The organism is Arthrobacter gengyunqii, assembly GCF_023022985.1.
Lineage (GTDB): Bacteria > Actinomycetota > Actinomycetes > Actinomycetales > Micrococcaceae > Arthrobacter_B > Arthrobacter_B gengyunqii.
Genome location: NZ_CP095461.1, coordinates 968,817 through 994,689, shown reverse-complemented (window position 1 = coordinate 994,689; position 25,873 = coordinate 968,817). Strand labels below are relative to the sequence as shown.

24 protein-coding genes, 1 tRNA gene and 1 pseudogene are annotated in these 25,873 nt (G+C 65.6%); 7 read left to right on the top strand and 19 right to left on the bottom strand.

Annotated features, from left to right (window positions below; genetic code table 11):
* The first annotated feature begins 39 nt into the window (after nt 1-39).
* Together MUG94_RS04585 and greA are read left to right on the top strand one after the other, a co-directional pair.
* Nucleotides 40-498, top strand: coding sequence for a DUF4307 domain-containing protein (locus tag MUG94_RS04585; RefSeq protein ID WP_227907984.1), 459 nt, complete (start codon nt 40-42; stop codon nt 496-498).
* A 217-nt stretch (nt 499-715) separates the two neighbouring features.
* Nucleotides 716-1,207, top strand: coding sequence for a transcription elongation factor GreA (gene greA, locus MUG94_RS04580; RefSeq protein ID WP_227907983.1), 492 nt, complete (start codon nt 716-718; stop codon nt 1,205-1,207).
* 28 nt (nt 1,208-1,235) lie between these two features.
* On the opposite strand, the gene MUG94_RS04575 is transcribed toward greA, so the two are convergent.
* From MUG94_RS04575 to MUG94_RS04550, 6 genes are all read right to left on the bottom strand, one after another.
* Nucleotides 1,236-1,838 carry a rhomboid family intramembrane serine protease gene (locus tag MUG94_RS04575; protein ID WP_227907982.1) on the bottom strand — a complete coding sequence of 201 codons (603 nt, stop codon included), beginning with the start codon at nt 1,836-1,838 and terminating at the stop codon, nt 1,236-1,238.
* A gap of 3 nt (nt 1,839-1,841) precedes the next feature.
* Complete coding sequence (ilvA, locus tag MUG94_RS04570; RefSeq protein ID WP_227891462.1) at nt 1,842-3,083, bottom strand: threonine ammonia-lyase; 1,242 nt, start codon at nt 3,081-3,083, stop codon at nt 1,842-1,844.
* On the bottom strand, nt 3,080-4,309 hold the full coding sequence (locus tag MUG94_RS04565; RefSeq protein WP_227891463.1) for an AI-2E family transporter: 1,230 nt from the start codon (nt 4,307-4,309) through the stop codon (nt 3,080-3,082). The genes ilvA and MUG94_RS04565 overlap by 4 nt, the downstream gene beginning before the upstream one ends.
* A 53-nt stretch (nt 4,310-4,362) precedes the next feature.
* Nucleotides 4,363-5,319: an aldose 1-epimerase family protein gene (locus tag MUG94_RS04560; protein ID WP_227907981.1), complete on the bottom strand. Its 957-nt coding sequence runs from the start codon at nt 5,317-5,319 to the stop codon at nt 4,363-4,365.
* Between the two features lie 19 nt (nt 5,320-5,338).
* Nucleotides 5,339-6,073, bottom strand: a complete 735-nt coding sequence (locus MUG94_RS04555) for a GAF and ANTAR domain-containing protein (protein WP_227907980.1) — start codon at nt 6,071-6,073, stop codon at nt 5,339-5,341.
* A 201-nt stretch (nt 6,074-6,274) separates the two neighbouring features.
* A complete protein-coding gene (locus MUG94_RS04550; protein WP_227907979.1) occupies nt 6,275-7,120 on the bottom strand; it encodes a Bax inhibitor-1/YccA family protein in 846 nt (281 codons plus the stop codon).
* Nucleotides 7,121-7,475: 355 nt separating this feature from the next.
* Here MUG94_RS04550 and MUG94_RS04545 point away from each other — a divergent pair, with 355 nt between their 5' ends.
* From MUG94_RS04545 to MUG94_RS04530, 4 genes are all read left to right on the top strand, one after another.
* The gene (locus MUG94_RS04545; protein ID WP_227891820.1) at nt 7,476-8,804 is read left to right on the top strand and encodes a branched-chain amino acid ABC transporter permease; all 1,329 of its coding nucleotides are present in this window, start codon (nt 7,476-7,478) and stop codon (nt 8,802-8,804) included.
* A 13-nt stretch (nt 8,805-8,817) separates the two neighbouring features.
* Nucleotides 8,818-9,798 carry a branched-chain amino acid ABC transporter permease gene (locus tag MUG94_RS04540; protein WP_227907978.1) on the top strand — a complete coding sequence of 327 codons (981 nt, stop codon included), beginning with the start codon at nt 8,818-8,820 and terminating at the stop codon, nt 9,796-9,798.
* Nucleotides 9,799-9,938: 140 nt separating this feature from the next.
* On the top strand, nt 9,939-10,886 hold the full coding sequence (locus MUG94_RS04535) for an ABC transporter ATP-binding protein (RefSeq protein WP_227908116.1): 948 nt from the start codon (nt 9,939-9,941) through the stop codon (nt 10,884-10,886).
* Entirely contained in the window at nt 10,883-11,629 is a 747-nt protein-coding gene (locus MUG94_RS04530) for an ABC transporter ATP-binding protein (RefSeq protein ID WP_227907977.1), read from the top strand. The genes MUG94_RS04535 and MUG94_RS04530 overlap by 4 nt, the downstream gene beginning before the upstream one ends.
* 75 nt (nt 11,630-11,704) lie before the next feature.
* Here the strand turns inward: MUG94_RS04530 and MUG94_RS04525 are convergent, their stop codons facing one another.
* The 6 genes from MUG94_RS04525 to MUG94_RS04500 form a co-directional block, all read right to left on the bottom strand.
* Nucleotides 11,705-13,099, bottom strand: coding sequence for an ABC transporter substrate-binding protein (locus tag MUG94_RS04525; protein WP_227891469.1), 1,395 nt, complete (start codon nt 13,097-13,099; stop codon nt 11,705-11,707).
* A gap of 170 nt (nt 13,100-13,269) precedes the next feature.
* Nucleotides 13,270-13,653 (bottom strand): D-ribose pyranase, encoded by a 384-nt coding sequence (gene rbsD, locus MUG94_RS04520; protein ID WP_227907976.1) that lies wholly within the window; start codon nt 13,651-13,653, stop codon nt 13,270-13,272.
* Entirely contained in the window at nt 13,650-14,591 is a 942-nt protein-coding gene (locus tag MUG94_RS04515; RefSeq protein WP_227907975.1) for a substrate-binding domain-containing protein, read from the bottom strand. The genes rbsD and MUG94_RS04515 overlap by 4 nt, the downstream gene beginning before the upstream one ends.
* Before the next feature lie 79 nt (nt 14,592-14,670).
* The gene (locus MUG94_RS04510; protein ID WP_227907974.1) at nt 14,671-15,669 is read right to left on the bottom strand and encodes an ABC transporter permease; all 999 of its coding nucleotides are present in this window, start codon (nt 15,667-15,669) and stop codon (nt 14,671-14,673) included.
* On the bottom strand, nt 15,666-17,198 hold the full coding sequence (locus tag MUG94_RS04505) for a sugar ABC transporter ATP-binding protein (protein ID WP_227891473.1): 1,533 nt from the start codon (nt 17,196-17,198) through the stop codon (nt 15,666-15,668). Before MUG94_RS04505 ends, MUG94_RS04510 begins: the two co-directional genes overlap by 4 nt.
* The gene (locus tag MUG94_RS04500) at nt 17,195-18,184 is read right to left on the bottom strand and encodes a LacI family DNA-binding transcriptional regulator (protein WP_227907973.1); all 990 of its coding nucleotides are present in this window, start codon (nt 18,182-18,184) and stop codon (nt 17,195-17,197) included. Before MUG94_RS04500 ends, MUG94_RS04505 begins: the two co-directional genes overlap by 4 nt.
* 327 nt (nt 18,185-18,511) lie before the next feature.
* Here MUG94_RS04500 and MUG94_RS04495 point away from each other — a divergent pair, with 327 nt between their 5' ends.
* The gene (locus tag MUG94_RS04495; protein WP_227907972.1) at nt 18,512-18,784 is read left to right on the top strand and encodes a DUF1059 domain-containing protein; all 273 of its coding nucleotides are present in this window, start codon (nt 18,512-18,514) and stop codon (nt 18,782-18,784) included.
* 9 nt (nt 18,785-18,793) lie between these two features.
* On the opposite strand, the gene MUG94_RS04490 is transcribed toward MUG94_RS04495, so the two are convergent.
* The 7 genes and pseudogenes from MUG94_RS04490 to eno all read right to left on the bottom strand — a co-directional run bounded on the left by MUG94_RS04490 (nt 18,794) and on the right by eno (nt 25,819).
* Nucleotides 18,794-18,866: transfer RNA gene (locus MUG94_RS04490), tRNA-Leu, on the bottom strand.
* Nucleotides 18,867-18,980: 114 nt separating this feature from the next.
* Nucleotides 18,981-20,369 carry an NAD(P)/FAD-dependent oxidoreductase gene (locus MUG94_RS04485; RefSeq protein ID WP_227891485.1) on the bottom strand — a complete coding sequence of 463 codons (1,389 nt, stop codon included), beginning with the start codon at nt 20,367-20,369 and terminating at the stop codon, nt 18,981-18,983.
* A gap of 32 nt (nt 20,370-20,401) precedes the next feature.
* The gene (locus MUG94_RS04480) at nt 20,402-21,766 is read right to left on the bottom strand and encodes a S8 family serine peptidase (RefSeq protein WP_227907971.1); all 1,365 of its coding nucleotides are present in this window, start codon (nt 21,764-21,766) and stop codon (nt 20,402-20,404) included.
* A 50-nt stretch (nt 21,767-21,816) separates the two neighbouring features.
* Entirely contained in the window at nt 21,817-22,905 is a 1,089-nt protein-coding gene (locus tag MUG94_RS17275) for a Ppx/GppA phosphatase family protein (RefSeq protein WP_432418093.1), read from the bottom strand.
* A gap of 5 nt (nt 22,906-22,910) precedes the next feature.
* A pseudogene (locus MUG94_RS17270) lies at nt 22,911-23,505 on the bottom strand (DUF501 domain-containing protein); the annotation flags it as partial.
* Nucleotides 23,506-23,628: 123 nt separating this feature from the next.
* Complete coding sequence (locus tag MUG94_RS04465; protein ID WP_227907970.1) at nt 23,629-24,423, bottom strand: FtsB family cell division protein; 795 nt, start codon at nt 24,421-24,423, stop codon at nt 23,629-23,631.
* Between the two features lie 112 nt (nt 24,424-24,535).
* Nucleotides 24,536-25,819, bottom strand: a complete 1,284-nt coding sequence (gene eno / locus MUG94_RS04460) for a phosphopyruvate hydratase (RefSeq protein WP_227891488.1) — start codon at nt 25,817-25,819, stop codon at nt 24,536-24,538.
* Nucleotides 25,820-25,873: the final 54 nt, after the last annotated feature.

Here is a 25,873-nt window from a genome sequence, read left to right as displayed (position 1 = left end):
GGCGAAAATCGGACGGGGAAACTCGGATAAAATGAAGCGGTGAGCACTGAGGAAGGTCCTGTCAAGCAGCCCGCCCCCGAGCAGACCCCGGATGATTTTCCGTCCGCAACAAGATTAGCCAATCGTTACGGCGCACCCAAGCCGGGCTTGTCCCGGCGGACCAAGATCATTGCCGGCAGCGCGGCCGTCCTGCTGGCGTGCGGCGCCGCCGCCCTCATGGCGATGCCTTCTCCCAACGGCGAAGTGAGCTTCAAGGACGTTGGCTTCAGCATTACCGACGCCACCCATGCCACAGTCGACTTCCAAGTCACCAAGGATCCTGAAGACAGCGCGTCCTGCGCCGTCCAGGTCCTGAGCCAGAGCTACGCCGTGGTGGGATGGAAGCAGGTCACCATCGGTCCGGGCGAAGAAGCCACCACCGGCCACCGGGTGGATGTCCGCACGGATTCCCTGGGCGTAACCGGCGGAGTGAACGCCTGCTGGCTCCTCGATGACTAGGAGCGGAACCGCTTCGCCGGACTCCGTCCGCGGGGTTCTTGGGTAATTCGCTTTGGCTGACTAGTATGGACCCTACGTTATGCCCCGCCAGGTGATCATCCCAGTGACCGGTCACCGCCCGGCGGGGTCTTTGCTTGTCAGGCCATTCCGGCCCCAGAGCAATATCAGCCTGCCGGACCAGATGTCTTGGTCCGGTCGTCACTTAAAGGAGAGACCCGTGTCTACCAACAGCGCACCCGCCGCTTGGCTCACTCAGGAGTCTTATGACCGCCTGAAGGCGGAACTGGATCACCTGTCCGGCCCCGGCCGCACGGAAATCGTTGCCCGTATTGAGCAGGCGCGTTCCGAGGGCGATTTGAAGGAAAACGGCGGGTACCACGCAGCCAAGGAAGAGCAGGGCAAGGCTGAGGCCCGCATCCGCCAGCTGACACAGCTCCTGGAAACCGCGCACGTGGGCGAAGCCCCGGCGGATGACGGCGTCGTTGAGCCCGGCATGCTGGTGGAAGCCAAGGTTGCCGGCGACGTGGAGACCTTCCTGCTGGGAAGCCGCGAAATTGCCGGTGACTCAGACATCAACGTATACAGCGAGAAGTCGCCCCTGGGCGCGGCGATCCAGGGCATGAAGGCCGGCGACACCGCCACCTACACGGCCCCGAACGGCAGGGACATCTCGGTGGAGATCATCTCGGCCAAGCCTTACGCCGGCTAGTTTTTCTGCACTGCCAGGCTTTTCCGCATTACTGCGGGCCTTCCCATCGGGAGGGCCCGCTTTTGCTTGTGCGCCTGTTCTGCCGGTGCCGGCTGAGCAGCACGGCCGCCAGCACGCCTCCGACGGCTCCAAAGAGGTGCGCCTGCCAGGAGACGCCGATGTTCACCGGCAGCACGCCCCAGAGCAGGGACCCGTAAATCAGGAACAGGACTCCCGCCAGCAGCAGCTGCACGATGTCCCGGTTGTAGATTCCGCGGACCATCAGGTAGGCAAACAATCCGAAGACGACGCCCGAAATCCCCACGGTCAGCCCGCCGCCGAAGAGCCAGACGCCCACCCCCGACGCCAGCCAGGACGTCGCCAGCACCACGGCGTACCGCCGGGCGCCCTCCAGCAGCGTCAGGAAGGAAAAGACGACCAGCGGCAGCGTGTTTCCCAGCAGGTGGTTCACGCCCGCATGCAGCAGGGGGCCGAATAGGATACCGTCCAGCCCGTCGAGCCGCCGCGGCAGGATCCCGAACTCCCGCAGGGATGACGGGCCAATGAGCAGGGCGATGAAATAGCACGCCCAGATCAGTGCAGCCAGGCCCAGCGACACGTACAGGGCCGTCCTGGCCCGCTTGGCTAGCATCGCCTACCCGTGCAGCACTATGGGCTGGAAGCCTTCGGCCCGCAGGTTGTTCAATACCAGCTCGCAGTGCTCATGCCCTTTGGTCTCCATGTTGATGGTGATGGCTACGTCACCCATGGAGATGGAGCCGCCCACCCGGGTGTGGTCGACGCCGGTGACATTGGCATCGGATTCAGCGATGATCCGGGAAATGGTGGCCAGCGAACCGGGCCTGTCATCCAGCAGGATCCGCACCACCAGGTACCGGCCGGCGGCGGCAAGCCCGCGCTGGATCACCTTGAGCATCAGCATGGGATCAATGTTGCCGCCTGACAGGATGACGGCGGTCTTCCCGGGATTTTCGATCTTGCCGTCCATCAGGGCGGCCACGCCCACCGCACCGGCCGGTTCCACGACCATCTTGGCCCGTTCCAGCAGGAAGATCAGCGCCCGCGCCAGCGAGTCCTCGCTGACGGTCACCACGTCATCCACCAGTTCCTTGATGATGGAGAAGGGCAGCTGTCCGGGACGCCCGACGGCGATGCCGTCGGCAATCGTGGACACCTTGGTCAGCGGGACCAAAGCATCAGCCGCCAGCGAGGGAGGGTACGCTGCGGCGTTCTCGGCCTGGACGCCGATGATGCGCACCTCCCGGCCCAGTTCCTTGGCCCGTGCCTTGATGGCGACGGCAACGCCGGCCAGCAGCCCGCCGCCCCCCACGCCCATCAGGACCGTGTCCAGATCCGGAATCTGCTCAAGCAGCTCCAGTCCGATGGTCCCCTGGCCGGCGACGACGTCCACGTTGTCGAAGGGGTGCACGAAAACCGCACCGGTCTCGTCCGAATACCGCTTCGCCTCCGCGAGTGCTTCGTCCACGTTGTGGCCGTGCAGCACAACCTCCGCCCCGTGGCTTTGTGTGGCGGCCAGCTTCGGCAGGGCCACGCCCAGGGGCATGAAAATCCGGGCCTTGATGCCCAGCCGTGCGGCAGCAACCGCCACGCCCTGCGCGTGGTTGCCGGCAGAGGCAGCCACCACGCCTCTGTCGCGTTCGGACGGTGACAGTTTGGCCATCCGGACATAGGCACCGCGGACCTTGAACGATCCGGCACGCTGCAGGTTTTCACACTTGAAGTAGACGTCGGAGCCGGTCTGGCGCCCCAAGGCCCGGGAAACCTCGATGGGCGTCCGGGCAATGACGCCGTCCAGCAGTTTGGCGGCCGCCTCGATGTCATCCAGTGTCACGGCCAGTTGGGACAAATCGGTCACAGCTGTTTCTCTTCTTCCGCGTCGTCAGCCAACGCCTCATCGGATTCTTCGGGTCGCGGCGGCGGTCCGCCGGCGGGGCCAAAAACGGGGTCCCGTGCCAGCGCCGCGTCCCGTTCCCATCCGCGGGAGGCGATGTAACGCACCACGGTGTTCAGGATGGCCAGCAGTGGAACGGAGAACAGGGCGCCGGGGATTCCTGCCGCCAGGGTGCCGCCGGTGACGGCGAGGATCACCGCAAGGGGATGCAGGGCGACGGCGCGGCCCATGATCAAGGGCTGGAGGATATGGGATTCGAGCTGTTGAACCAGCAGCACAATGCCCAGCATGATGAGGGCGTTGACCCAGCCGTTGGCAACAAGGGCGAGCAGCACTGCCACGAATCCGGTGAGGACGGCGCCGATCAGGGGAACGAAGGAGCCAAGGAACACCAGGACGGCGAGTGGAAGCGCCAGCGGCACTCCGATAATGGCGGCACCGGCGCCGATTCCGACGGCGTCGATGAAGGCCACGAGCAGCTGCACCCGGACGTAGTTGACCATTGAATCCCAGCCGTGGATGCCGGCCCCGTAGCCCGCCGGGCGGGCGCGGCGCGGCAGCATCCCGGTCACGAAGCGCCAGATGCGGCGGCCGTCGAGGAGGAAGAAGACGAGGGCAAACAGTGTTAGCAGCACGCCCGCGGCGAAGTGCCCGGCCCCCGTGCCCACGGAGAGGGCTCCGGAGACAATGTTGGCGGAGTTCGATTGCAGGGCGTTGGTGGCTTCCTGCAGGAGTGTGTCCATCTGGGTGGTGGTGATCTGAAAAGGTCCCGAGGCGAGCCACTCCTGGACCTGTGACACCCCTGCCAGGGTCTCGTCCCACAAGTCCCGGAAGCCCCTGGCCAGCTGCCGCCCCACCAGGGTCAGCGCGGCCACGATCACGCCCAGGAAGGCGACGATGGTGACCGCCACGGCCAGGCCGCCGGGCACCTTGTTCCGTCGCAGCCATCCGCTGACCGGGGAGAGCAGGCCGGCCAGCAGGCCGGCGACCATCAGGGGAATGATCAGCAGGGAGAAAGACCGCAGGACCCAAATGAGGCCTGCGGCGACAATGAGCACCACGCCCAGGCGCCAGGACCAGGCAGCGCTGACGCGCAGCGCATAGGGAACATCGTCGTTGCCCCGGCCGGAGCGGACTGCCGCAGCCTGCACCGCTTTGGGCGCGGCGATGCTGCGTGCGTGAGGTCTCATGGGGTCATCTTTCCACACTCAAGGGTTGTAATACCCTCCTTTACGTCCGGCCTTCAGCCACCCTGGCCGGGTCGGATTCCCCACTCTGCGGCAAAAGTGTTTCCGGGCTCCAGCCAGCGCAGTCCAACACCGGAGTTGAAGGCGTTGGCCGGGGCAGTCATGGGTTCCAGAGCCACCGCCCGGGAGCGGCCGGGAAACTTGTCGGTGAGGAACACATGGACGTAACCGAACTCAGGAGCGCTCCACAGCGTGACGTTTCTGCCGTCAGGTGCGGCAAGGCGGTGCCGGTGCTCCCCGTCCGTCAGGTCCAGCCCGGTGTAGGCACTGTCCAGCGCCCGGTCCCCTATCCGAAGGCCGGCCCTGAAGTCATAGTTCCCTGCTGCCGGTTCGCTGCCTTCGGGGATCAGGTTCTCGTTGGCGGTCAGCCGGGTCTCCGCGGACAGTGTCAGTGTCAGGTCTTCCACCGGAACCGAACCGATCCGCAGGAACGGATGCGCTCCCAGGGCGAACGGGGCCGGGTCCTCCCCCACGTTGGTGAGGCCCTGGCGCACGCGGAGTCCGCCGTCGTCGTCCAAGCTGTAGGTCCCCTCGTGAACGAGGTGGAACGGATATCCGTGCTGCGGGAAAATTTCGGCCGAAAGGGTGATGCTGCTGTCCTGCCCGGCCGGGGCGTCCACGGGCTGGTAGCCGGTGTTGCGGAGCAGTCCGTGGCTGGCGTTGCCGCGGGAGGGTTCAGTGATGTCCAGCTGCTGCGGTTCGCCGTGGAGTGTCCATTGTCCGCCGGCCACGCGGTTGGGCCAGGGTGCCAGGAGGATTCCGCAGGCCGACGGCGGCAGCGAGTTGTCGGGATACGTCTCCACGTAGTCTGTGCCGGCGACGGCATAGCTGCGCAGGGCACCGGCCAGTGCCGCGATGCGGGCTTCAGCGCGTCCGGCCGGGGTCTCTCGGACAATGCCGTACTGGGTGCCGGTGGCCGGGATAACTGCGGGTGCCGTGGCTGGAACGCTCATTGTTCCAGCGTACAACCGCTCACTCCTCGAAGTGGGTGCTTACCCGGTCCGAGACCACGGCTACGACGCCGGCAGCCACGTCCCGGACCTTCACGTTGCGACTGTTGGACACGCTGCGCAGGATGTCCACGGCGCTTTGCTGGCTGCAATTGTTCTGAGCCATGATGATTCCGGCCGCAAGATCCACCACGGTCCTGGATTCCAACGCCGCCTGGAGGTTGTCTGCGCGGTGCGTCTGGGCATCCAGGCGCAGGGCCAGGGCAAGCATGGTTGCCGACTCCGCCGCAGCACGCTCGACGGACCGCACGGCCTCCGGGCCGAAGGCTCCGGGGCGGTCCGAATACACGGTGAACACCGCTCCGCACGGTCCCGCGAACGGAACCTGAACCGGGACCGGAACGGAGGCGAAGGCTGCCACGTCCTCCCCCGGCGGGACGGTCAGCGTTTCCGGACGACGGCTTTCCCCGTCCAGGTGGCGCACCACCACCGGCAGCCCGGTGGCCAGCACACCGGACGCGGGGCCGGCACCGTGCTGTCCCGTCCCGGCGGATGGGAATCCCGGATGGCTGCCCGCGTGCAGCATCTGACGGCGCGGCCGCACCACGGTAAAGGAAGCCCCCGTAACGTCCAGATCCGCGAGCTGATCGGAGAGTTCATTCGCCAGCCCGGCCAGGAAATCGTCGAGTGCGGGGTACTCGAGCAGCAGCTCCTGGAGCCGCACCGGGGACAGTTCGGTACCTGTTCGCTCCGTCACCCTGTCCCCTTCCGCTCCTGCGCACTCCCGCCCCTCTGGCCGATGAGCATACGGGCCGGTGCCGGGGGAACACAGAGTGCCCGCTGCTTTTTATCAATCGACACGGATTTCGTCCGACGAAAAACGACGAAAGGCCAGCAGGCACATGTGCCTGCTGGCCTTTCGGTTCGATGCTCCGGGCGGACCCGGAGCATTCAGGGGTTAGTCGTCGCCGCGGAGAATGGCGAGGATGCGGATGATCTCCACGTAGAGCCAGACCAGCGTCACGGTCAGGCCAAACGCAGCGGTCCAGGAGTAGCGCTGGGGCGCGCCGGCCTGCACGCCCTGCTCGATGGAGGTGAAGTCCATGATCAGGGAGAACGCGGCCAGGCCGACGGCGAACAGGCCAATGATAATGCCCAGCGGGATGCCGGCGATGTCGAAGCCGCGCACGCCCCAGGGGTCATCCACGGCGCCGAACATCATGAGGCCCATGTTGACCAGAGAGAACACGGCGTAGCCGATCATCGCGATCATGAAGAATCGCATGGCCTTGGGGGTGGCGCGGACCTTGCCGCTCTTGAACAGCACCAGGGTCACGGCAAAGACGGAGAGCGTGCCGAGGACGGCCTGCAGGCCGATGCCGGGGAACATGTTGTCCAGCACCAGGGTCAGGCCGCCAAGGAACAGACCCTCGAGTGCGGCATAGGCCAGGATCAGGGCCGGTGCGGGTTCGCGCTTGAACGAGTTCACCAGGCCCAGGACGAACCCGCCCAGTGCGCCAACGATCATCAGCGGCGCGGCTGCTCCGGGAATGATGAGCATGGGAATGGCAGCGCCAACCAGCACCACGGCCAGGCAGGCGAGGGTCTTCATGATGACGTCGTCGTAGGTCATCCGTCCCGTCTGGGAGGGACCAGCGGACGGAGCGGTGTAGAGCTCCTGCAGCTGCTGCGGGGTCATCTGCCCCTGGGGCTGGGTGGCCAGGGAACCCTGGTTCATCCCGCCTCCGCGAACCGTGGAATTAAAATTCTTTCCGTTAAAAACCGGATTACCGCCAAGTGCCATGAAATGTCCTCCATCTGGGGGGCTGTTTACCTAGAGCCTACCAATGTCAACGGGCCCGGAGGATTGAAGATTCCCCGCTGCAGGGTGAGCTGCGATAACAGTTGCGCATCCACGGCCGGGTCTGGGGCCATGGCACTGGCTTTTTCGGCCCTGCGGCGTAAGTCGTTACCCGATCGCGACATTCGACCCGAGTCATACGTCACTCCCTGAAACATTCTGTAGGTAGCATGATCCCCAGTCCGTGACAGACGTCACTATTAGATCCGCCTAAGTGCCGATTTCCTCGGTGCACACGGCCTTGGCGTGGAGGTTTTCGAATTTGCTAAGAACATCGGCGCTGACCAGGTATCTGGGGATGCTGGCGGCGGTGGCGGCGATGTTCGCCGCCCTGCTGCTCTCTGCTCCTGCCGTTCACGCAACAACAGCCACACCGGCGCCGTCGCCGTCGGAGAGCACGTCCGCACCCGCTGAAGGCCAAGATGCCGACGCCGCCACAGACGGTTCTGAATACAGCGACCGGATCAGCGGAGTGATCCGCAACGCGGGCGTTCCGCTCGAAGGAGTGCGAGTCACCGCTTCCGGAAACGGATACGAGGGCGAAACACTCACCGCGGCCAACGGGTCCTGGTCCATCGGCGTCCCCGAACAAGGTGCGTTTGAAGTGGAACTGGACGAGTCCACGCTTCCGGAGGGTGTGGCGCTGGCGGAGAACCAGCAGAACCCGCGCACCGTTACGTTTGCCGGCACCTCCAACATCACCACGCTGTTCCTGCTCGGCGAAGGCATTGTCCTGCAGCAGGACAGCTTCGCCTCCATCCTCACTGAACGCGCCGTCGCCGGACTGAGTTTCGGCCTGCTGCTGGCGCTGAGCGCAGTGGGGCTCTCCCTGATCTTCGGCACCACCGGCCTGACAAACTTCGCCCACGGCGAGATGGTCACCCTGGGCGCCGTCCTGGCCTTCGGATTCGCTGCGATGGGGATGCCCGCCTGGATCGCCCTGCCTCTGGCGGTGATCGGCGGCGGAGCCTTCGGGTACGTTCAGGACGCCGGACTCTGGAAACCGCTCCGCCGCCGCGGCACCGGCCTGGTGCCCATGATGATCGTCAGCATCGGGTTGGCCGTTGCGGTGCGCTACACGGTCCTCTTCTTCTTTGGCGGCGGCACGCAGCAGCTGCCGGGTTCGCAAAGCCCGCTCCTGGAACTTGGACCGGTTTCCATCCCCCGGAACACCCTGATTTCCCTGGGGGTGAGCCTGGCCGTCATCCTGCTCGTCGCCATGCTGCTGCTGAGGACCCGCATTGGAAAGGCCACCCGCGCCGTTGCGGACAACCCGTCACTGGCGGCTGCCTCCGGCATCGATGTGGACCGCGTGATCCGGATTGTCTGGGTTCTCGGCGGCGCTCTTGCCGCCATGGGCGGCATCCTGTGGGCCTATTACCGCCCCGGAGTGTCCTTCAACATGGGCCAGCAGATCCTGCTGCTGATTTTCGCCGGCGTCACCCTCGGCGGCCTCGGCACCGTGTTCGGGGCGCTGATCGGATCGGTGCTCGTGGGGCTCTTCGTGGAGATCTCCACCCTGTGGCTGGAAGCGGACCTCAAATACGTAGGCGCACTGGTCATCATGATTCTTGTCCTCCTCGTCCGGCCGCAGGGAATCCTCGGCCGCAGCGAGCGCATAGGTTAGGGGCTTCGCTCACATGGACTTCGCAAATATCTTTCTCGGTGCACTCAACGAGATCATCAGCCCCACCACGGCGGCCTATGCCCTGGCGGCCCTGGGCCTGGCCGTGCACTTCGGCTACACCGGGCTGCTGAACTTTGGGCAGGCCGGCTTCATGGCCGTGGGTGCCTACGGTTTCGCCATCCCCATTCTGTCCTTCAACGCTCCCCTGCCGGTGGCACTGCTGATCGCGCTTGCGGCATCCGCGGTCTTCGCCGTCATCCTGGGTATCCCGACGCTGCGCCTGCGGGCTGACTACCTCGCCATCGTGACCATCGCGGCCGCGGAAATCATCCGCTACATCGTGACCACCAACGGGATGACGTCCGTGACCGGTTCGGCCAACGGACTGGCCGCCTTCACCGGCGACTTCTACGGCATCAACCCGGTGCCGCCGGGCAACTACAACCTCGGCCCCTTCGCCATGAACGAGCGGGATGTCTGGGTTCGGATTGTTGCCTGGACCCTGGTCATCGTCGCCTGCCTGCTGGTGTGGATGCTGATCCGCAGCCCGTGGGGCCGCGTCGTCAAGGGCATCCGCGAGGATGAAAACGCCGTCCGCGCCCTGGGCAAGAATGTTTACGCCTACAAAATGCAGTCGCTGGTCATCGGTGGCATCCTCGGCTCCCTCGCAGGCATCATCTTCACCCTTCCCCGGGATGCTGTGCAGCCGGCCAACTACGGCACCGAGCTGACCTTCTACCTGTACACCGCCCTGCTCCTTGGCGGCATGTCCACGGTCCTGGGTCCGGTCATCGGCGCCATGATCTTCTGGGTCCTGCTCTCCGTAACCCAGGGCCTGCTCTACGGCGCGATTGAAAACGACATCATCACTTTCATCAGCACTTCCCAAGCGGCGCAGATCCGCTACATCCTTGTTGGTGTGGCACTGATGCTGCTGATGATCTTCAGGCCCCAGGGCATCCTGGGCAATAAGAAGGAGCTGGCGTTCGCATGAGTTCCCAGGCAAATGAACCGGACAACGGCACCCGGCCCAGAGGCGCCCACGCCGCCGAACCCCCGGCAGCAACAGATCCGGCAGCAACAGATGCAGCAGCAGTCGATGTCGGAACAGCGGATCCGGCCTCGTCCGAGTACATGACTGACTCCCGCCCCATTGCCGAGGGTCCCGCGGAACCCGGCTGCCGCAAGCGTGATCCCATACTGGTGGCCCGGAACGTGACGCGCACCTACGGCGGAATCAACGCCGTCGACGTGGACCATGTGGAAATCCCGCGGAATAAGATCACGGCCCTCATCGGCCCCAACGGTGCCGGCAAAACGACACTGTTCAATCTGCTCACGGGGTTCGACACCCCGCAGACCGGTGACTGGCAGTTTGAAGGCCGTGATCTGGCCGGGGTATCCGCCTACAAAGTGGCGCGGATGGGCATGGTCCGCACGTTCCAGCTGACCAAGGTCATGGGCAAGCTCACCGTCATCGAAAACATGCGGCTCGGCGCCACGGCACAGCCCGGCGAGTCGCTGTGGAAGGCGTTCCTGCCGCCGCTGTGGCGGGGCCGGGAACGCGAAATCACGAAGCAGGCCGATGTGCTGCTGGCCAAGTTCAAACTGGATGCCAAGCGCACCGACTATGCGGCATCCCTCTCGGGCGGGCAGCGCAAGCTGCTGGAGATGGCCCGGGCCCTGATGGTCCGGCCCAAGCTCGTGATGCTGGATGAACCGATGGCCGGGGTTAACCCGGCGCTGACGCAGTCCCTGCTGGATCACATCAAGAACCTCAAGGCCGAAGGCATGACCGTCCTGTTCGTTGAACACGACATGCATATGGTCCGCCACATCGCCGACTGGGTCATCGTCATGGCCGAGGGGAAAGTGGTGGCCGAGGGGCCGCCTGATGTGGTCATGAAGGACCAGGCCGTGATCGACGCCTATCTGGGCGCGCACCACGATGTGGACCTCGCAGACTCCGAGGGCTTCGAGAAGCTCGAGGCCGAACTGGAGCACGACCCCGAGTCCTCGGTGGGCACCGAAGCTGACGGCATCGTCGGCAGCCGAATTGATGAACAGAAGGAAAAGTCATGACAGCGGAGGCATTCGACGGCGATTCCGTCGTAAAGGTAACCGACCTGGTGGCCGGCTATCTTCCGGGCGTAAACATCCTTAACGGCTGCAGCATCGAAGCCCGCCGCGGAGAGCTGATCGGAATCATCGGCCCCAACGGAGCCGGCAAGTCCACCCTGCTCAAGGCAATGTTCGGACTCGTGAAAGTGCACTCCGGAACCGTTGTGGTCCGCGGGCAGGACATCACCGGGCTGAAGGCCAACAAGCTCGTCAGCCGCGGTGTGGGGTTCGTCCCGCAGAACAACAATGTCTTCCCTTCGCTGACCATTGAAGAGAACCTGCAGATGGGCCTGTTCCAGGCTCCCAAGAGGTTCAAGGAGCGGTTCGACTTCGTGGCGGACCTGTTCCCGGAGCTGCGCAAGCGCCGCGCACAGCGGGCGGGATCATTGTCCGGCGGCGAGCGGCAGATGGTTGCCATGGGACGGGCACTCATGATGGAGCCGGCGGTGCTGCTCCTGGACGAGCCCTCTGCCGGCCTGTCCCCGGTGAAGCAGGATGAGGCCTTCCTGCGGGTGCATGAAATCAACCGGGCCGGTGTCTCGGTGATCATGGTGGAACAGAACGCACGCCGGTGCCTGCAGATCTGCGACCGCGCCTATGTCCTGGACCAGGGCCGCGATGCCTACACCGGCACCGGGCGTGACCTGATGAAGGACCCGAAAGTCATCCAGCTCTATCTCGGAACGCTGGCTGACACGGCCTGAGGGCCATACTCAGCCAATAGTGAAAGCAGCCCCCGCCGGTTACCGGCGGGGGCTGCTTTGTGGAGCTGTGATTCGTTAGAGCTTGCCCTCTTCAGAGCGGCTCGGCACGGGCTTGTTGTCGGCGTCGAACTGGTAGATGCCGATGTAGGCCTCGGTCGGGTCGCCCTTCTCATCGAAGGTCACCGGTCCGGAGTAACCGTCGTAGTCCACATCCCCGCCGTTGCGCATGATCGTCACGCAGCCGGCGAAGTCGAAGCACTTCTCGCCCTCCGCAGAAACGCCCTGCAGCTCGGCGGCCATGGCCTTGCCGTCGGTGCTGCCGGCGGCCTCTGCTGCCAAAGCAAGCATGGTCACGGCGTCGTAGCTTTCACCGGCGTAGGCCCAGTCCTTCAGGGCCGGGTCGATTGCCAGCAGCGACTCCTTGAAGTTGTCCGAGGCGAACGGGCCCGGGATGGTTCCCTGTGCGCCTTCGAGCGTTCCGGCTGCCAGGTCTGCACTGTAATCGGAAGTGTTGCCGTCCACGAAGAACAGCTGGCTGGGATCAATGCCCTTGGCAGTCAGGAGCGGAACAATGCTCTTGGCCTGTTCAAAGCTGATGACCACGATGGCGTCCGGCTTGGCGGCGGCCACCTTGTCCACCTGGCTGCTGAACTGGGACTCACCCTCGTTGAACATTTCTTCGGCAACAACCTGGCCGCCGGCTGCCTCCACCGAGCTCTTGATGTTGCTCTGCAGGCCCGTTCCGTATGCGTCGTTCAGGACAATCATGCCCACGGTCTGAGCTCCGCAACCCATGATGTAGTTGCCGAGGGTCCGTCCCTGCAGAACGTCCGAGGGGGCGGTCCGCCAGTAGAGCCCGTTGTCATCCCAGTCGGTAAAGTCCGGGGACGTGTTGGCGGGCGAGAACTGGATGACACCTGCGCCGGTGATCTGCCCGATGACGGTCTTGGACACACCAGAGGAGGCGGCACCAACAATGGCGCTGACGCCCTGGCTCAGCAGGTCGGTGACCGACTGGGTGGCGATGTCGGTGGTGGTGTCGCCGGAATCGCGGTGAACAACCTCCACCGGCTGGCCCAGAACGCCCCCTGCCTCGTTGATTTCCTGAATGGCCAGGTCAACGCCGGCAATCTCTGGCGGGCCGAGGAATGCAAGCGCTCCCGTGGCGGGAAGCAGCGAACCGATCTTCAAGGCACTGTCCGTGGTACCGGTCGAAGCGGGCACCGCCGTGACGTCGCCCTTGGCCCCGGGGTCGGTGCCCTTGCCGCCCTCGTTGGCCGGGCAGCTGATGGAAGCGGCGGCGGCACCTGTTGCTGTCGCCCCTTCGGAGGCGGTGGACTCGTCAGCGGGAGTGTCTCCCCCGCCGCAGCCGGAAGCGAACAGCGCGAAACCGAGCCCCAGCGCCGCGATCTTGGCCGCCCGGCTGTAACCGTGAAGGCCCGGGCGGCCCGTGGTGCGTAGTGCAGTCATAGATAATCTCCCAGATCGAAAGGCGAGGCCTTTGATGCTCTTGTCAGGTGTTCCTGATCTAGGAGAAAAGCTAGTTGAATAATGAGTCGAAAATAAGAGTTTAGGGTTACGTCCTTGTAACACTCGTCACAGGAGCACTCCGAACCACTTGCTTCCCGGGGGTCAGCCGGTTAGAACGTGACCCCGCTACGGAGTATGACGTTGGCGAATGGAGTGGCCTCCCCCGTCCGTACGATCAAGCGTACGGACGGGAGGAGAGCCTTGAACTCCTCATGGCTCACTGTTTCGGGCGTCAGCCCCGCCGACACGAGCAGCTGCTCGATGCCGGTCCCGCCGGCCTCCTCTGCCATGAGCGCCCCCTCAACCTCGATGTCCTGGAGCAGTGCAGCCAGCACCTGTGCAAAGGACGGAATTCCCTTCACCAGGGCCAGGTCGACTGCGGGCACACCGTCCGGGATGGGCAGGCCGCAGTCGGCCACCACCACGAGGTGGCCGTGGCCGAGTCCGGCGATTGCGGCGTTCAGGGGCGCATTGAGGATGCCGGTTTTTTTCATGAGGCGAAGTCAGCCACGTTCTCGGTGTTCACGGTGGTGACGGGAACGGGGATGGTGGCTTCCACGGTCTCACCGTTGAGCAGCTGGGCGAGGACCTCCACTGAGCGCTTGCCCAGTTCGGCAGGCTGCTGGGCGATGGTGGCCGTGAGCGTGCCGTCCTGGATGGCTGCGAAGCCGCCCTCGGTGCCGTCGAAGCCCACCACGGAGACATCGGTGCCTGCGCGGTCGCCCAGCGCCTGAATGGCACCCAGGGCCATTTCGTCGTTTTCGGCGAAGACGCCGGTGACACCGGGGTGTGCCTGCAGCAGGTTGGTGGCAACGTTCAGGGCTTCGGCGCGGTCAAAGTTGGCCGTCTGCTGCGCTGCCACCTTGATGCCCGGGTATGCCTTGAGTCCTTCGGCGAAGCCCGCTCCGCGGTCGCGGCTGGCCGAGGTTCCCGCCACGCCCTGCAGGATGATGATTTCACCTTCGCCGCCCATGGCCTTGGCCAGCTCTTCCGCTGCCTGGCGTCCGCCAGCCACATTGTCGCTGGAGACCAGGGACCGCACCTCGGCACCGTTGACCGTGCGGTCCGCGGCAACAATGGGGGTTTCATCGGCCAGCAGCGGGCTGATGGACGCGGCGGCTGCATCGGAGTCCACCGGGTTGATGATCACGCCGTCGGTTCCGGAAGTGGCCGCCGTGGCCAGCTGGTTGGTCTGGGTCGCGGAGTCGTTCTGGGCATCCAGGACATCGAGGTCGAGGCCTGCGGCTTCGGCTGCGGACTGGGCGCCGTCGCGCAGTTCGACGAAGAACGGATTGTTCAGGGTGGAGACGGCGAGGGTGATGTTGCCGCCCTCGGCGGAAGTGTCGTCACCTCGGTTGCAGGCGGTGGCGGTCAGCAGCAGGCCCAGGGATACGGTCAGTGCCGCAGTCTTGCGGGCGGAGGAGAACTTCATTGTTATTTCCTTTGAATGGGAAGGGAAAGCGGTCCGGAGCAGGGTTCAGCACCGGACGGTGGGGAGGTAAGAAAAAGGGTCAATGGGTGGAGTTTTTGCGCCTCAGTGCGTCCGCGCCCACGGCCACGGCAATGACCAGGCCGATCACGACCTGCTGCCAGAACGAGGAGACGTTCAAGAGGTTCAGGCCGTTGCGGATCACCACCAGGACAAGGGCACCGATTAGGGTGCCGCTGATCCGTCCGATGCCGCCGGCCAGGGAGGCTCCGCCGATGACGACGGCGGCAATGGCGTCCAGCTCATAGCCGGATGCGGCCTGCGGCTGCGCCGAGTCCAGGCGTCCGGAGAGGAGGAGCCCGGCCAGCGCTGCAAAGAGCCCGGACAGGGCGAAGACGGTCACCAGGACGCGGCGCACGGGGATGCCCGAAAGCCGTGCGGCTTCGGTGTTGCCGCCGACGGCGTACATGTAGCGGCCAATCACGGTGTAGTTCAGGATCAGGGCGGCGACAACGCCGGCAATGATCAGAACCACAATGGGCATGGGAATCGGTCCCACATTGCTGCCGAGGAAGGAAACCTCATCCGCAGTGGCGATCGGCCGTCCGTCGGACAGGACCAGGGTCAATCCGCGGGCGACGCTCAGCATGGCCAGGGTGGCGATGAACGAGGGCAGCCGGCCATAGGCGACGGCGAAGCCGCTCACGGCACCGCTCAGGGCACCGATCAGCAGGCCGCCCACCAGCGCCATCCAGCCGGGCAGGTTGCCCTGTGTGAACATCCAGGCCGATCCCATGGCGGACAGTGCCGCCACCGACCCCACTGAGAGGTCGATCCCGGCAGCCACGATCACGAAAGTCATACCGAAGGCCAGCACCGCGATCACGGAGGCCTGGATGCCGATGTTCAGGAGGTTCGGACCCGTCAGGAAGTCCGGGGTGGCAATGAAGAGCGCCAGCCCCAGGACCACGAGTCCCACCAGGGCTCCGTTGTCCGCGAGGAGCTTCTTGATTCGTGCACCCGTTGTCGGTGCCTGCTTCCGCACACCCGTTTCCGGTGTCTGCACCGCTGCCTTGTTCATGATCCGTCCTTCATCAGTTCGTCTTCCAGGTCACGCTGTATATCCCGCACCGCCAGTGACATCACGGCGTCCTGCGTGGCGCCGTCGGCATCGAGTTCACCGGCAATGTGTCCGCCGCTCATCACGAGGATCCGGTCGCTCATTCCCAAAACCTCGGGAAGTTCGCTGGACACCATGACGACGGCGCCGCCGGCTGCGGTGATGGCGTTGATCAGTTCGTAGATCTCCACCTTGGCGCCCACATCAACGCCGCGGGTGGGTTCGTCCAGCAGCAGCACGGTTGACTCCGCGACGATCCAGCGGCCAAACACCGCTTTCTGCTGGTTGCCGCCCGACAGCGAGCCCACTGCCTGATCCAAGTTGTGCATGCGGATCTGCAGCCGGTCTGCCACCTCCTGGGCGCGGCGGCGCTGGCCGGCGAAGTCCACTACGCCCGCCTTGGAGGTGGAGGCCAGAGTGGCGTAGCCGATGTTGTCGTTGACGGCTGCGCCGAGCACCAGGCCTTGGACCTTGCGGTCCTCGGGCACGTGTCCGATGCCGGCACGGATCGCGGCGCCGATGTCGCCCTTGGGCAGCACGGTGCCGCGGACCTTCACGGTCCCGGAGGCATAGGAGTCGGCCCCGGCAATGGCACGCACCACCTCAGTGCGTCCCGCTCCCATCAGGCCTGCCAGCGAAACGACCTCGCCGGCACGGACCGAGAAGGAAACGTCGTGGATCAGCCCCTTCGTGGAGAGTCCCTGCACCTCGAGCAGGGTCCGGTCCGGTCCGTCGTACTCACGGCGGCGGGGGAACTGCTGGCTGATTTCGCGGCCCACCATCAGGCGCACCAGCTCGTCTTCGTGCGTGTCGGCCGGAACTTCCGCAACGAACTTGCCGTCACGCAGCACCGAAACGGAGTCTCCGATGGTGGCAATTTCGTCCAGGTGGTGGGAAATGAACACCATGCCCACGCCCTTCCGCCGCAGGTCTTCGACCACGGCGAAGAGGGAGGCGATTTCGCGGGTGGTCAGTGCCGCCGTCGGCTCGTCAAGGATGAGCATCCGGGCGTTCAGGCTCAACGCCTTGGCGATTTCCACCAGCTGCTGGCGGGCGATGCCCAGCTCCCCCACCGGCTGGTCCAGATCAACGTCCAGGCCAATCAGGTCCAGGGCGGCACGCGCACGGGACTTCATGGCACGGCGGTCCACGAGTCCGTATTTTCGCGGCATCCGGCCCAGGCAGATGTTCTCCGCCACCGACATGGAGCCCACGAGGTTGAGTTCCTGGTGAATGGTGGCAATGCCCAGGGCTTCGGCCGCCTTGGTATCCGGCAGCGAAACCGGCTGGCCGTCCACGAGGATCCGGCCGCCGTCGGGCTGGTACACCCCGGACATCATTTTGATCAGGGTGGATTTTCCGGCGCCGTTTTCACCCAGGAGCACCTGGACCTTGCCCGGGCGCACATGGACCGTGACGCCGTCGATCACCGTCACCGGCCCAAAGGACTTGGTGACGCCCTCCAGCGTCAGGATGGACTTCTCGCTCATACTGGGTTTCCTTCTGAAAGGCTCGGTGTCGAGCCGCGGATGATGAGCCTGCTGGGGAGCACCACGGACGGGGGTGATTCCCCGGCTATTTCCGCGATCAGCAGGTCAACGGCCAGACGCCCCATGGCGTGGACGTCGTGGGCGATAACCGTCAGCGCCGGGTTGACCAGCGTGAAGGCTTCAATGTCGTCGTAGGCCACAAAGGCCAGGTCACTGCCGATGGAGAGCATGCGCTCGTTGCAGACACCCACCGCACCGATGCTCATCAGGCTGTCCGCGGCGAGCAGGGCAGCGGGCGGAACCTCCAGGTCCAGGAGGAAGCGTGCTCCTGCCGCACCGCTGGCGGACTGGAAATCACCGAAGTACACGAGATCGGCGTCCTGGTCGCTTCCGGTTTCGACGACGGCGGCCCGGAAGGCCTCCAGCCGTTCGCGTCCGGTGGAGGTGGCCTGGGGTCCGGCGATGTAACCGATCCGGGTGTGGCCCAGCGCTGCGAGGTGGCGGACGGCGTCGGTGATGCCGCCGGCATTGTCCGCGGTGACGGTGGGGACCTCCGCGCCGTCGACCACGCGGTCCACGAACACCGTGGGCACCTCTCCGGCGAGAAGGCCGGACAGGTCCCGGGCCTCGCCCTGCGGAGCGGCGATCAGGCCGTCGACGCGCTGCGAGAGCATGACGTCCACGTAGCTGTCCTGCTGCTCCTGGCTCTCGTTGGCGTTGCCGAACAGCGTGAGGTAGCCAAACTCGCGGGCCCGCTGCTCGACGGCGTGGGCCAGGTCAGCGAAGAAAGGATTGCGGATGTCGGGCAGCAGCAGGCCGATGGTCTGGGTGCTGGTCTTGCGCAGGGACCGGGCCTGGGCGTTGGGACGGAAGCCCAGTTCTTCGGCTGCCGTGCGGACGGCCAGGCGGGCGTCCTCGGAGGTCGCGGAATGACCCGAGAGAACGCGGGAGGCGGTTGCCGCGGAGACGCCGGCTCTTTCTGCCACGTCTTTGATCGTCGTTGACCGCACACTGCTCCCTACACCGTTGTGGAATCGATTCCATGGAATCGATTCCAAGTATGAGGGCAGATCACGTGTCGCGTCAAACACACGGCGGTGGCGGGCATCACGGACAACTCCGGCAACAGCCGGCAGTCCGGATCACGGGCAGGAAGACCGGAGGGACGGCTCCCGGCAAAGAAGCAGGTCAGACGGGGATAACACCCCAGCCCGTGGCGCCGTCCCAACGGACACAGAGGTCCTTCGGCGGGGCACTCCCCCGCGGGAGCAAGCTCGGGCCATCCTTACACCGCGCAACTCCGAATTACCTGCATGATCGAGCAGCGCAGCACCAGTCAGAGGGAACCCCCGCTTCGGGAGTGGTCCGGCACCTACGGCGGCTTCTACCTGCTGCCGGACGACGCCTGGGGCGTGTCCGTGGCAGCGGACGGCACTCCGCATGCCAGGTGCTGCTCGTGCAGCTGGGAACATGACGTTGACACGGAGGAAGAGGGGGTGCGCATGGTCACGGCGCATCTGCGGGTTGCACATCCAGATGAGGCGGGAGTGGTGAATCCTCCCGGCCGCACGCAGGAAACTGCCTAGGCGCAGCGGTACCCCAGGTCGGACTCGAACCGACAACACGCAGATTTTAAGTCTGTTGCCTCTGCCATTGGGCTACTGGGGCTGAAGCAAAAGCTTCTGGTCAAGCCTACTGGATGGACGCAACACCTCGGAAAAAACGACGGCGGCCCCTCCCGAAGGAGGAACCGCCGTCGTACGCGCTGTTGGAGGGCCAGACCTACTTGCTGACCGTTTCCTTCTTCTTGGCTGGTGTGGCAGCCGCCTGGAAGGCTGCACGCGGGGTCTTCAGGTTGCGCAGGTCGGTCAGGTCGCGGCGGAAGGTCACGTTCAGCAGCCAGCCGGAGACCACGCGGAACTTGCGCTCGAACATGGGCATGGCCATGCCGTGGTAGCCGCGGTGTGCCAGCCAGGCCGGGAAGCCCTTCATGCCGAAGCCCATGATGTTGGCGACGCCCTTGTACTGGCCCAGGCCTGCAACGGCACCAAGGCTCTTGTGGTTGTACTCTTCGACGCTGCCCTCGCCGTAGCGGGCGGCCACGATGTTCTTGGCAAGAAGCTTGGCCTGACGCACGGCGTGCTGGGCGTTCGGAACGCAGAAACCGCCCACGCCGCCGCCGGAGAGATCCGGAACGGCCGAGACGTCGCCGGCAGCCCAGGCACCTTCGAGGGGGCCGTCGTCGCCGGTGATGCGCAGTTCAGCGTTGGCACGCACGCGGCCGCGGTCGTCGATCGGGAAGTCGGTGGCGCGGACCATCGGGTTGGCCTGCACGCCGGCGGTCCAGATCAGGGTGTCGGTGCCGAACTCGCCGGCCGGGGACTTGTCCGCCATGTTGATGAGCTTCAGGACGCCGCCCTCAGCCGATGCCAGCGAGGTGTTCAGCAGAACCTCGATGCCGCGCTCGCGCATGCTGGAGACAACCCACTCAGCCTGGTCGGGCTTGACCTCGGGCATGACGCGGCCCATGGCTTCGATCAGCACAAAGCGGAGGTCTTCACGCTTCAGGCGGTCGTTGAGCCGTGCGGCGTCGCGCGCCATGTCCTCAATTTCGGTGAGGGTTTCAATGCCGGCAAAGCCGCCGCCGACGACGACGAAGGTCAGGGCGCGCTCGCGCTCCGGGCCGGCGGGCATCAGGGATGCGGTTTCGATCCGCTCCAGCACGTGGTTGCGGGTGGCCACTGCTTCTTCAATGGTCTTCATGCCAATGCCGGCCTCGGCGAGACCCGGGATCGGGAAGGTGCGGGTGATCGAGCCGGCCGCGAGGACGACGTCCTCGTAAGGGAGCTCGAAGGCTTCGCCGCCGTCAGCCGGTTCAACCACGGCTGTGCGGGCGGCGTGGTTGATGGAAACAACCTTGCCGGTGATCAGTTCGGTGTTCTTCAGGTGCATGCGGTGGGACACGACGGCGTCACGCGCTTCGATCGTGCCTGCGGCAACCTCGGGGAGGAACGGCTGGTAGGTCATGTAGGGCAGCGGGTCCACAACGGTGACGATGCCACCCTCAGCCTTGACCTTGTTCTGGAGGTTCTTCGCTACGTAGAGCCCAACGTAACCACCACCAACCACCAGGACGCGGGGACGGTCTGAAAACTGAGTCTTAGATGCCATACCCCCATGCTACCCCTAGTTTGTGAAAACCTTCACGAGACCTTGGAAGACTCAAACTCGCCTGTGTCCGTGTCCTCCGGGGGCGGGATTTCCGCGTCCCGGCGGCGTGCCCGGACGACGGCAACCGCTCCTGCGGCAGCGACCGCCAGGGTCAATCCGCCGAAGCCCAGGACAAGGGTTCCCGGCAACAGATCGGGCTTGTCCCCGGGCACCAGCGCCACCGGCACGGTGGGTTCGGGCAGGTTCGGCGACGTCGGTTCAACAGCCACCGGAGCGTCCGCCGCCGGAGCGGTGGACGTGTCCCGGCGGTGGATGCGAATCCAGTCCGCAATGTTGCCCAGCGGATTGGCAGTCACTGACGGAACGTCGGCGGTCAGTGCCGCCCCCGCGTCGAGGATCCCGTAACCGTAGAGGGTGTCCTGCCCGGGTGCGCCGGCGTCGCGGGACGTGGTGATGATGCGGTTGATGACATCCGCTGCGCTCATCTCCGGATAGGCGGAACGGATCAGGGCTGCGGTGCCCGCCACCAGCGGAGCTGCTCCGGAGGTTCCGCTCCAGCCCGCATACCGGGCCGGTCCGCCCGGCAGGCCGCCCACCAGGTCTTCAGCCGGAGCGGCAACGCCAATGCTGATCCCTTCGGAGGAGGAATCCTGGCTTGCTTCGCCGTTGCGATCCACGCCTGCCACGGTCAGCACACCGGGAATGGTGGCCGGGGCCCCCACCTGGACCATGCCGACGCCGCGGTTGCCGGCGGCGACCACCACCACCACATCCTGCTGCTCGGCATACAGGAAGGCGTCGTCCCAGCTTTCCGGCCACGAGGGGGAACTGCTGCCCAGGGACATGTTGATGACCTTGGCGCCGTTGTCCACGGACCACCTGATGGCAGCCGGGATCTGGTCCTCGATCGGAATGCCCGCCGGATTGTCCGGACCAATCCAAGCCGAAACCGCCAGCAGCTCGGCCTTGGGTGCCACGCCAATGATCCCCTCGGAGTTCTTCTTTTTCTTGGCGGGTGCCGGGGTCTTCTCAGTGTCCTTCCCCGCATCCTTCTCCGGCGCAGCGGTGGGCTCCGGCTCGGCGGGGGCATGCCCCCGCCCCGCCAGGAGCGTTGCCACCAGCGTTCCGTGCGCTGGGTTGTTGCCCAGTCCAGTGCTGCCGGCGGGGTTTCCGGCACCGGAAACGTCGGTGCCTCCGGTGACCGCACCGGTCAAATCCGGGTGGGTGGGGTCGATGCCGGTGTCGATGACCGCCACCTTCACGCCCTCACCCTGGCTCACGGCCCAGGCCTCGTCAAACCCGTAGTCCGCGAGCCAGTACTGCTTGTCCCGCCATTCGTCAGCGGAAGCGGGGGCGGCCGGAACGAAGGTCAGCGCCAGCAGCGCAGCCACCAGCATCCCGCCCCGTCCCCTTCGCTGCCGCGGTCCGGAAACCGCCGACGCCCGGGTCACCGCGCAGCGCTCAGTGCTATGCCGTCCAAGATGTCGTGCTCGCTGGTGACCGCGGAGGTAACCCTTCCGTCCGTCAGTTCCGAGACCCGGTCCACAATGGTCTGCCAGATCAGGGCGCCGGCGCCGATCACGTCCACGCGGCCCGGATGCATGTACGGCAACGCCTCGCGTGCGTTCCTGTCCATGTGCAGCAGCTCGCGGGCTGACTGGTCAATCCGGGCTACGTCCAGCTCAGTGCCGTGGATCGCCTCGGCGGAATACTCCGGCAGGTGCAGTGCGTGGGCCGTGACTGTGGTGATGGTGCCGGCGACTCCCACCAGACGGTCGGCGTCTGCAAGGGGGACCGTAGGAAGCACCTGGGCAATCATGTCCAGGACCTCTCCGCGCGCCGCCGCGATCTGCGCTTCGGTGGGCGGGTTGGAGATGAGGTGGCGTTCGGTGAAACGTACGCAGCCCATGTTGGTGCTTTTCGCGGCCAACACACCGTCCGAGGTGCCCAGGACAAATTCCGTGCTGCCGCCGCCGAGGTCCACGACCAGGGTCTTGGAGCCGTTGCCGGCACCCAGCACGCTGGTGGCTCCGGCGAAGGAGAGTGCCGCTTCTTCGTCTCCGGTGATGACTTCGGGCTCCACGCCCAGGCGCTGGCGGATTCCCGCCACGAACTCTTCACGGTTTTCCGCGTCGCGGCTGGCTGAGGTGGCCACGAACCGGGTGCGCTCGGCACCGTGCTCGCGGATCAGGGCAGCATACTCGTCCGCTGCTTCGAAGGTGCGCTCCAAGGCCTCGGGTGCCAGCCGGCCGGTGGCGTCCACGCCCTGTCCCAGCCGGTTGACCCGCATCAGGCGGACGACGTCGGTCAGTTTGGGCACGCCGCCGTCCTGCGTCACGTCGGCGATGAGCAGGCGGATGGAGTTTGTTCCGCAGTCAACGGCCGCAACCCGGGTTGTCGGGCGGGCGGCAGGCCGGCCACTGTGTTCAGCGTCCGGCTGCTGTGGTGCGCTGGCTTCGTCCTGCACGGCATCCCCCTGATGTTCGGCGTTGGCGGCCTCCGTGGCCTCGCGGCGGGCGGCACGCTTGGCATCCAGTTCCTCGGGAGAAAGCCCCTGGGTCTTGGTGTGCCGGCTCAGGTCACGGCTGGGCGCCGGACCCGTGGTGTCCCACGCGCCCTCACAATAGCAGCGATCCCGGGTCCACCATTCGGAGATGCGATCCAGCGCCTCGTCGCCCAGCGGGTTCACGCCGGGACCTGCGGCCAGGGAGTGGCCCACCAGCACATGCAGGCACTTAACGCGGGTGGGCATGCCGCCGGCGGAGACGCCGTCGATTTCGGGAACCGGGCCGACGCCGGTGCGGGCACCAATCTCATCGCGCACCTGAAGGTAGGCCTCGTGCGCCAACCTGTAACGGGCAGCGAGCTCGGGATCCTGTTCCAGCCGCTCGGTCATTTCGGCCATGAGGCCGGAGGCTTCGAGGCGGGATACGGCGGCCGTGATGACCGGGTGCGCCAAGTAGTACGTCGTGGGGAAGGGAATGCCGTTGCTCAGACGCGGAGCCGTGGTGGCAACAAGGGGGTTGCCGCAGACACAGCGGGCACCGATTTCGACGACGTCGCGGGCCGGCCTGCCGAGCTGCCGGCTCAGGGTCTCCAAGTCTGCGGAGGTGGGGGTGAGCTGCTCCTGGGTCATGCCGGAGGTTCCTTCCTGGGGGCCTGGACGAGGCCCGGGCGATTGATAACTGCGCTTCTAAGATTACTGTGCGCAGAACGCCGCCGGCGCCGCAGGGTCCGGTTCCGGCGGCACGGAGGCACCCTAGGGAGCGTTGGCGGACCTCTTGACGGAGTCCCACAGCGCGTCAACCCACTGCAGGTCATCTTCCTGCTCCTGTGCCTCCTGCTCCACGTCCTCCACCCCGTGCTCACCCTTGACCAGGTACCGGCTCTCCCCCGGCATCACCAGGAAAATTCTCTCCCGTGCCTGCTGCTTGATGTAGTTGGGATCCTCCCACCGCTCCAGCCGGGCCTCCAGCGCCTGGGCGGTTTCCTTCTGTTCGGCAATCTCAGCTTCCAGGGCCGCAATGTCCGAGCGCTGGTGCAGGTAGGTGTTCACCGAGGGAGCCAACAGCACCGTAACCACCAGTGTCACCATGGCCAGGACCAGCAACCGCCCGGAGAAAGCCTTCGCCGGAACGGGGCGCAGGTCATCGGAGGTTTCCTCCGCGGACGGTCCGGCGGCGGAGCCTTCGGACAAAATCCGGGACCGGCGGCGGAGCCTTCCGGCAGCGGCAGCAGCTTTGCCCTGCACCGGGTCCTCGCCGGTTCCCGGTGCGGACGGCTGCTTGGCGGTCTTCGCCCGGGGCTTGGCAGCCTGCGCTGCGGTGTTCGCTGCACGCGGCTTGGCCGTCCTGGCTGAGCCGGTCCCGGGCGGGTCCGTCTTGGGTGAGCCCGACGTGCTGTCCACCGGTTTCACTGCACTGATGGTGTCCGGATCCGCGGCGGCGTTCCGTCGCCGGGCCGGCTTATCCGCAGTGCGGCCGGTGCGCCCACCGGCGTTGGAGCCGTCCGCGCCGGATCCTGCCTTGGGAACTTTCGGACGTCGGGTGGGCATGAAACTCCTTGATAAGCGAAACTGGCGTGGGCTGCCCGGCGGCGGTGAACAACGGCATTTAAACACAACTGGCGGGCACCCTCGTTAACGAGGGTACCCACCAGCAGCAGGCTTACTCTGCCGTGAAACGCGGGAACGCGCTGCGTCCTGCGTAACGTGCGGCGTCGTCGAGCTCTTCTTCGATGCGCAGCAGCTGGTTGTACTTGGCTACGCGCTCGGAGCGGGCAGGGGCACCCGTCTTAATCTGGCCGGCGTTGGTGGCCACGCAGATGTCAGCGATCGTGGTGTCCTCGGTCTCGCCGGAGCGGTGCGAGGTGATGGTGGTGTAACCGGCACGCTGGGCCATGGTGATGGCGTCCAGGGTTTCGGAAAGGGTGCCGATCTGGTTCACCTTGACCAGCAGGGAGTTGGCGGCGTTCATCTTGATGCCGGTCTCCAGGCGGGCGGGGTTGGTGACGAAGAGGTCATCTCCCACCAGCTGGACCTTGTCACCCAGGCGTGCCGTCAGAGCAGCCCAGCCGTCCCAGTCGTTTTCATCCAGCGGATCTTCGATGGAAACCAGCGGGTAGTCGCGGACCAGTTCCTCGTAGTACGCGGACATTTCTTCGGCGGTGCGGTTCTGTCCTTCGAAGACATAGGCGCCGTCCTTGAAGAATTCCGAGGAGGCAACGTCCAGGGCCAGGGCGATGTCCGTTCCGGGAGTGTAGCCGGCGCGGGTGATGGCCTCGAGGATCAGGTCCAGGGCTGCACGGTTGGAGGGCAGGTTCGGAGCAAAACCACCTTCGTCACCAAGGCCGGTGGAGAGGTTCTTTTCCTTCAGCACGGACTTGAGGTTGTGGTAGACCTCAACGCCCCAGCGCAGGCCCTCGGAGTAGGTCTGTGCGCCCAGGGGCACAATCATGAATTCCTGGATGTCGACGTCGGAGTCCGCGTGCGAGCCGCCGTTGAGGATGTTCATCAGCGGCACGGGCAGGATGTGCGCGTTCGGGCCGCCGAGGTAGCGGTACAGCGGCAGGGCTGCGGATTCGGCGGCGGCGCGGGCCACGGCCAGGGACACGCCGAGGATGGCGTTGGCGCCCAGGCTGGACTTGTTCTCGGTTCCGTCCAGGTCGATCATGGCCTGGTCGATGGCGCGCTGGTCGGCGGCGTCGAAGCCCAGCAGTGCGGGCTGGATCTGCTCGATGACCGCTTCAACGGCCTGCAGGACACCCTTGCCCTGGTAACGGGTCTTTTCGCCGTCGCGGCGCTCATTGGCTTCGAAGGCACCGGTGGAAGCGCCGGAGGGGACCGCCGCGCGGCCGAACGTGTCATCATCGAGCAGAACCTCTACCTCAACGGTGGGGTTTCCGCGGGAATCCAGGATTTCGCGGGCGTGAATGGCATCAATGATTGCCATGGGAATGCTCCTGTTCGTTGGAACGCTAGGGGTAACTTGAGCCCGGCCTATGAA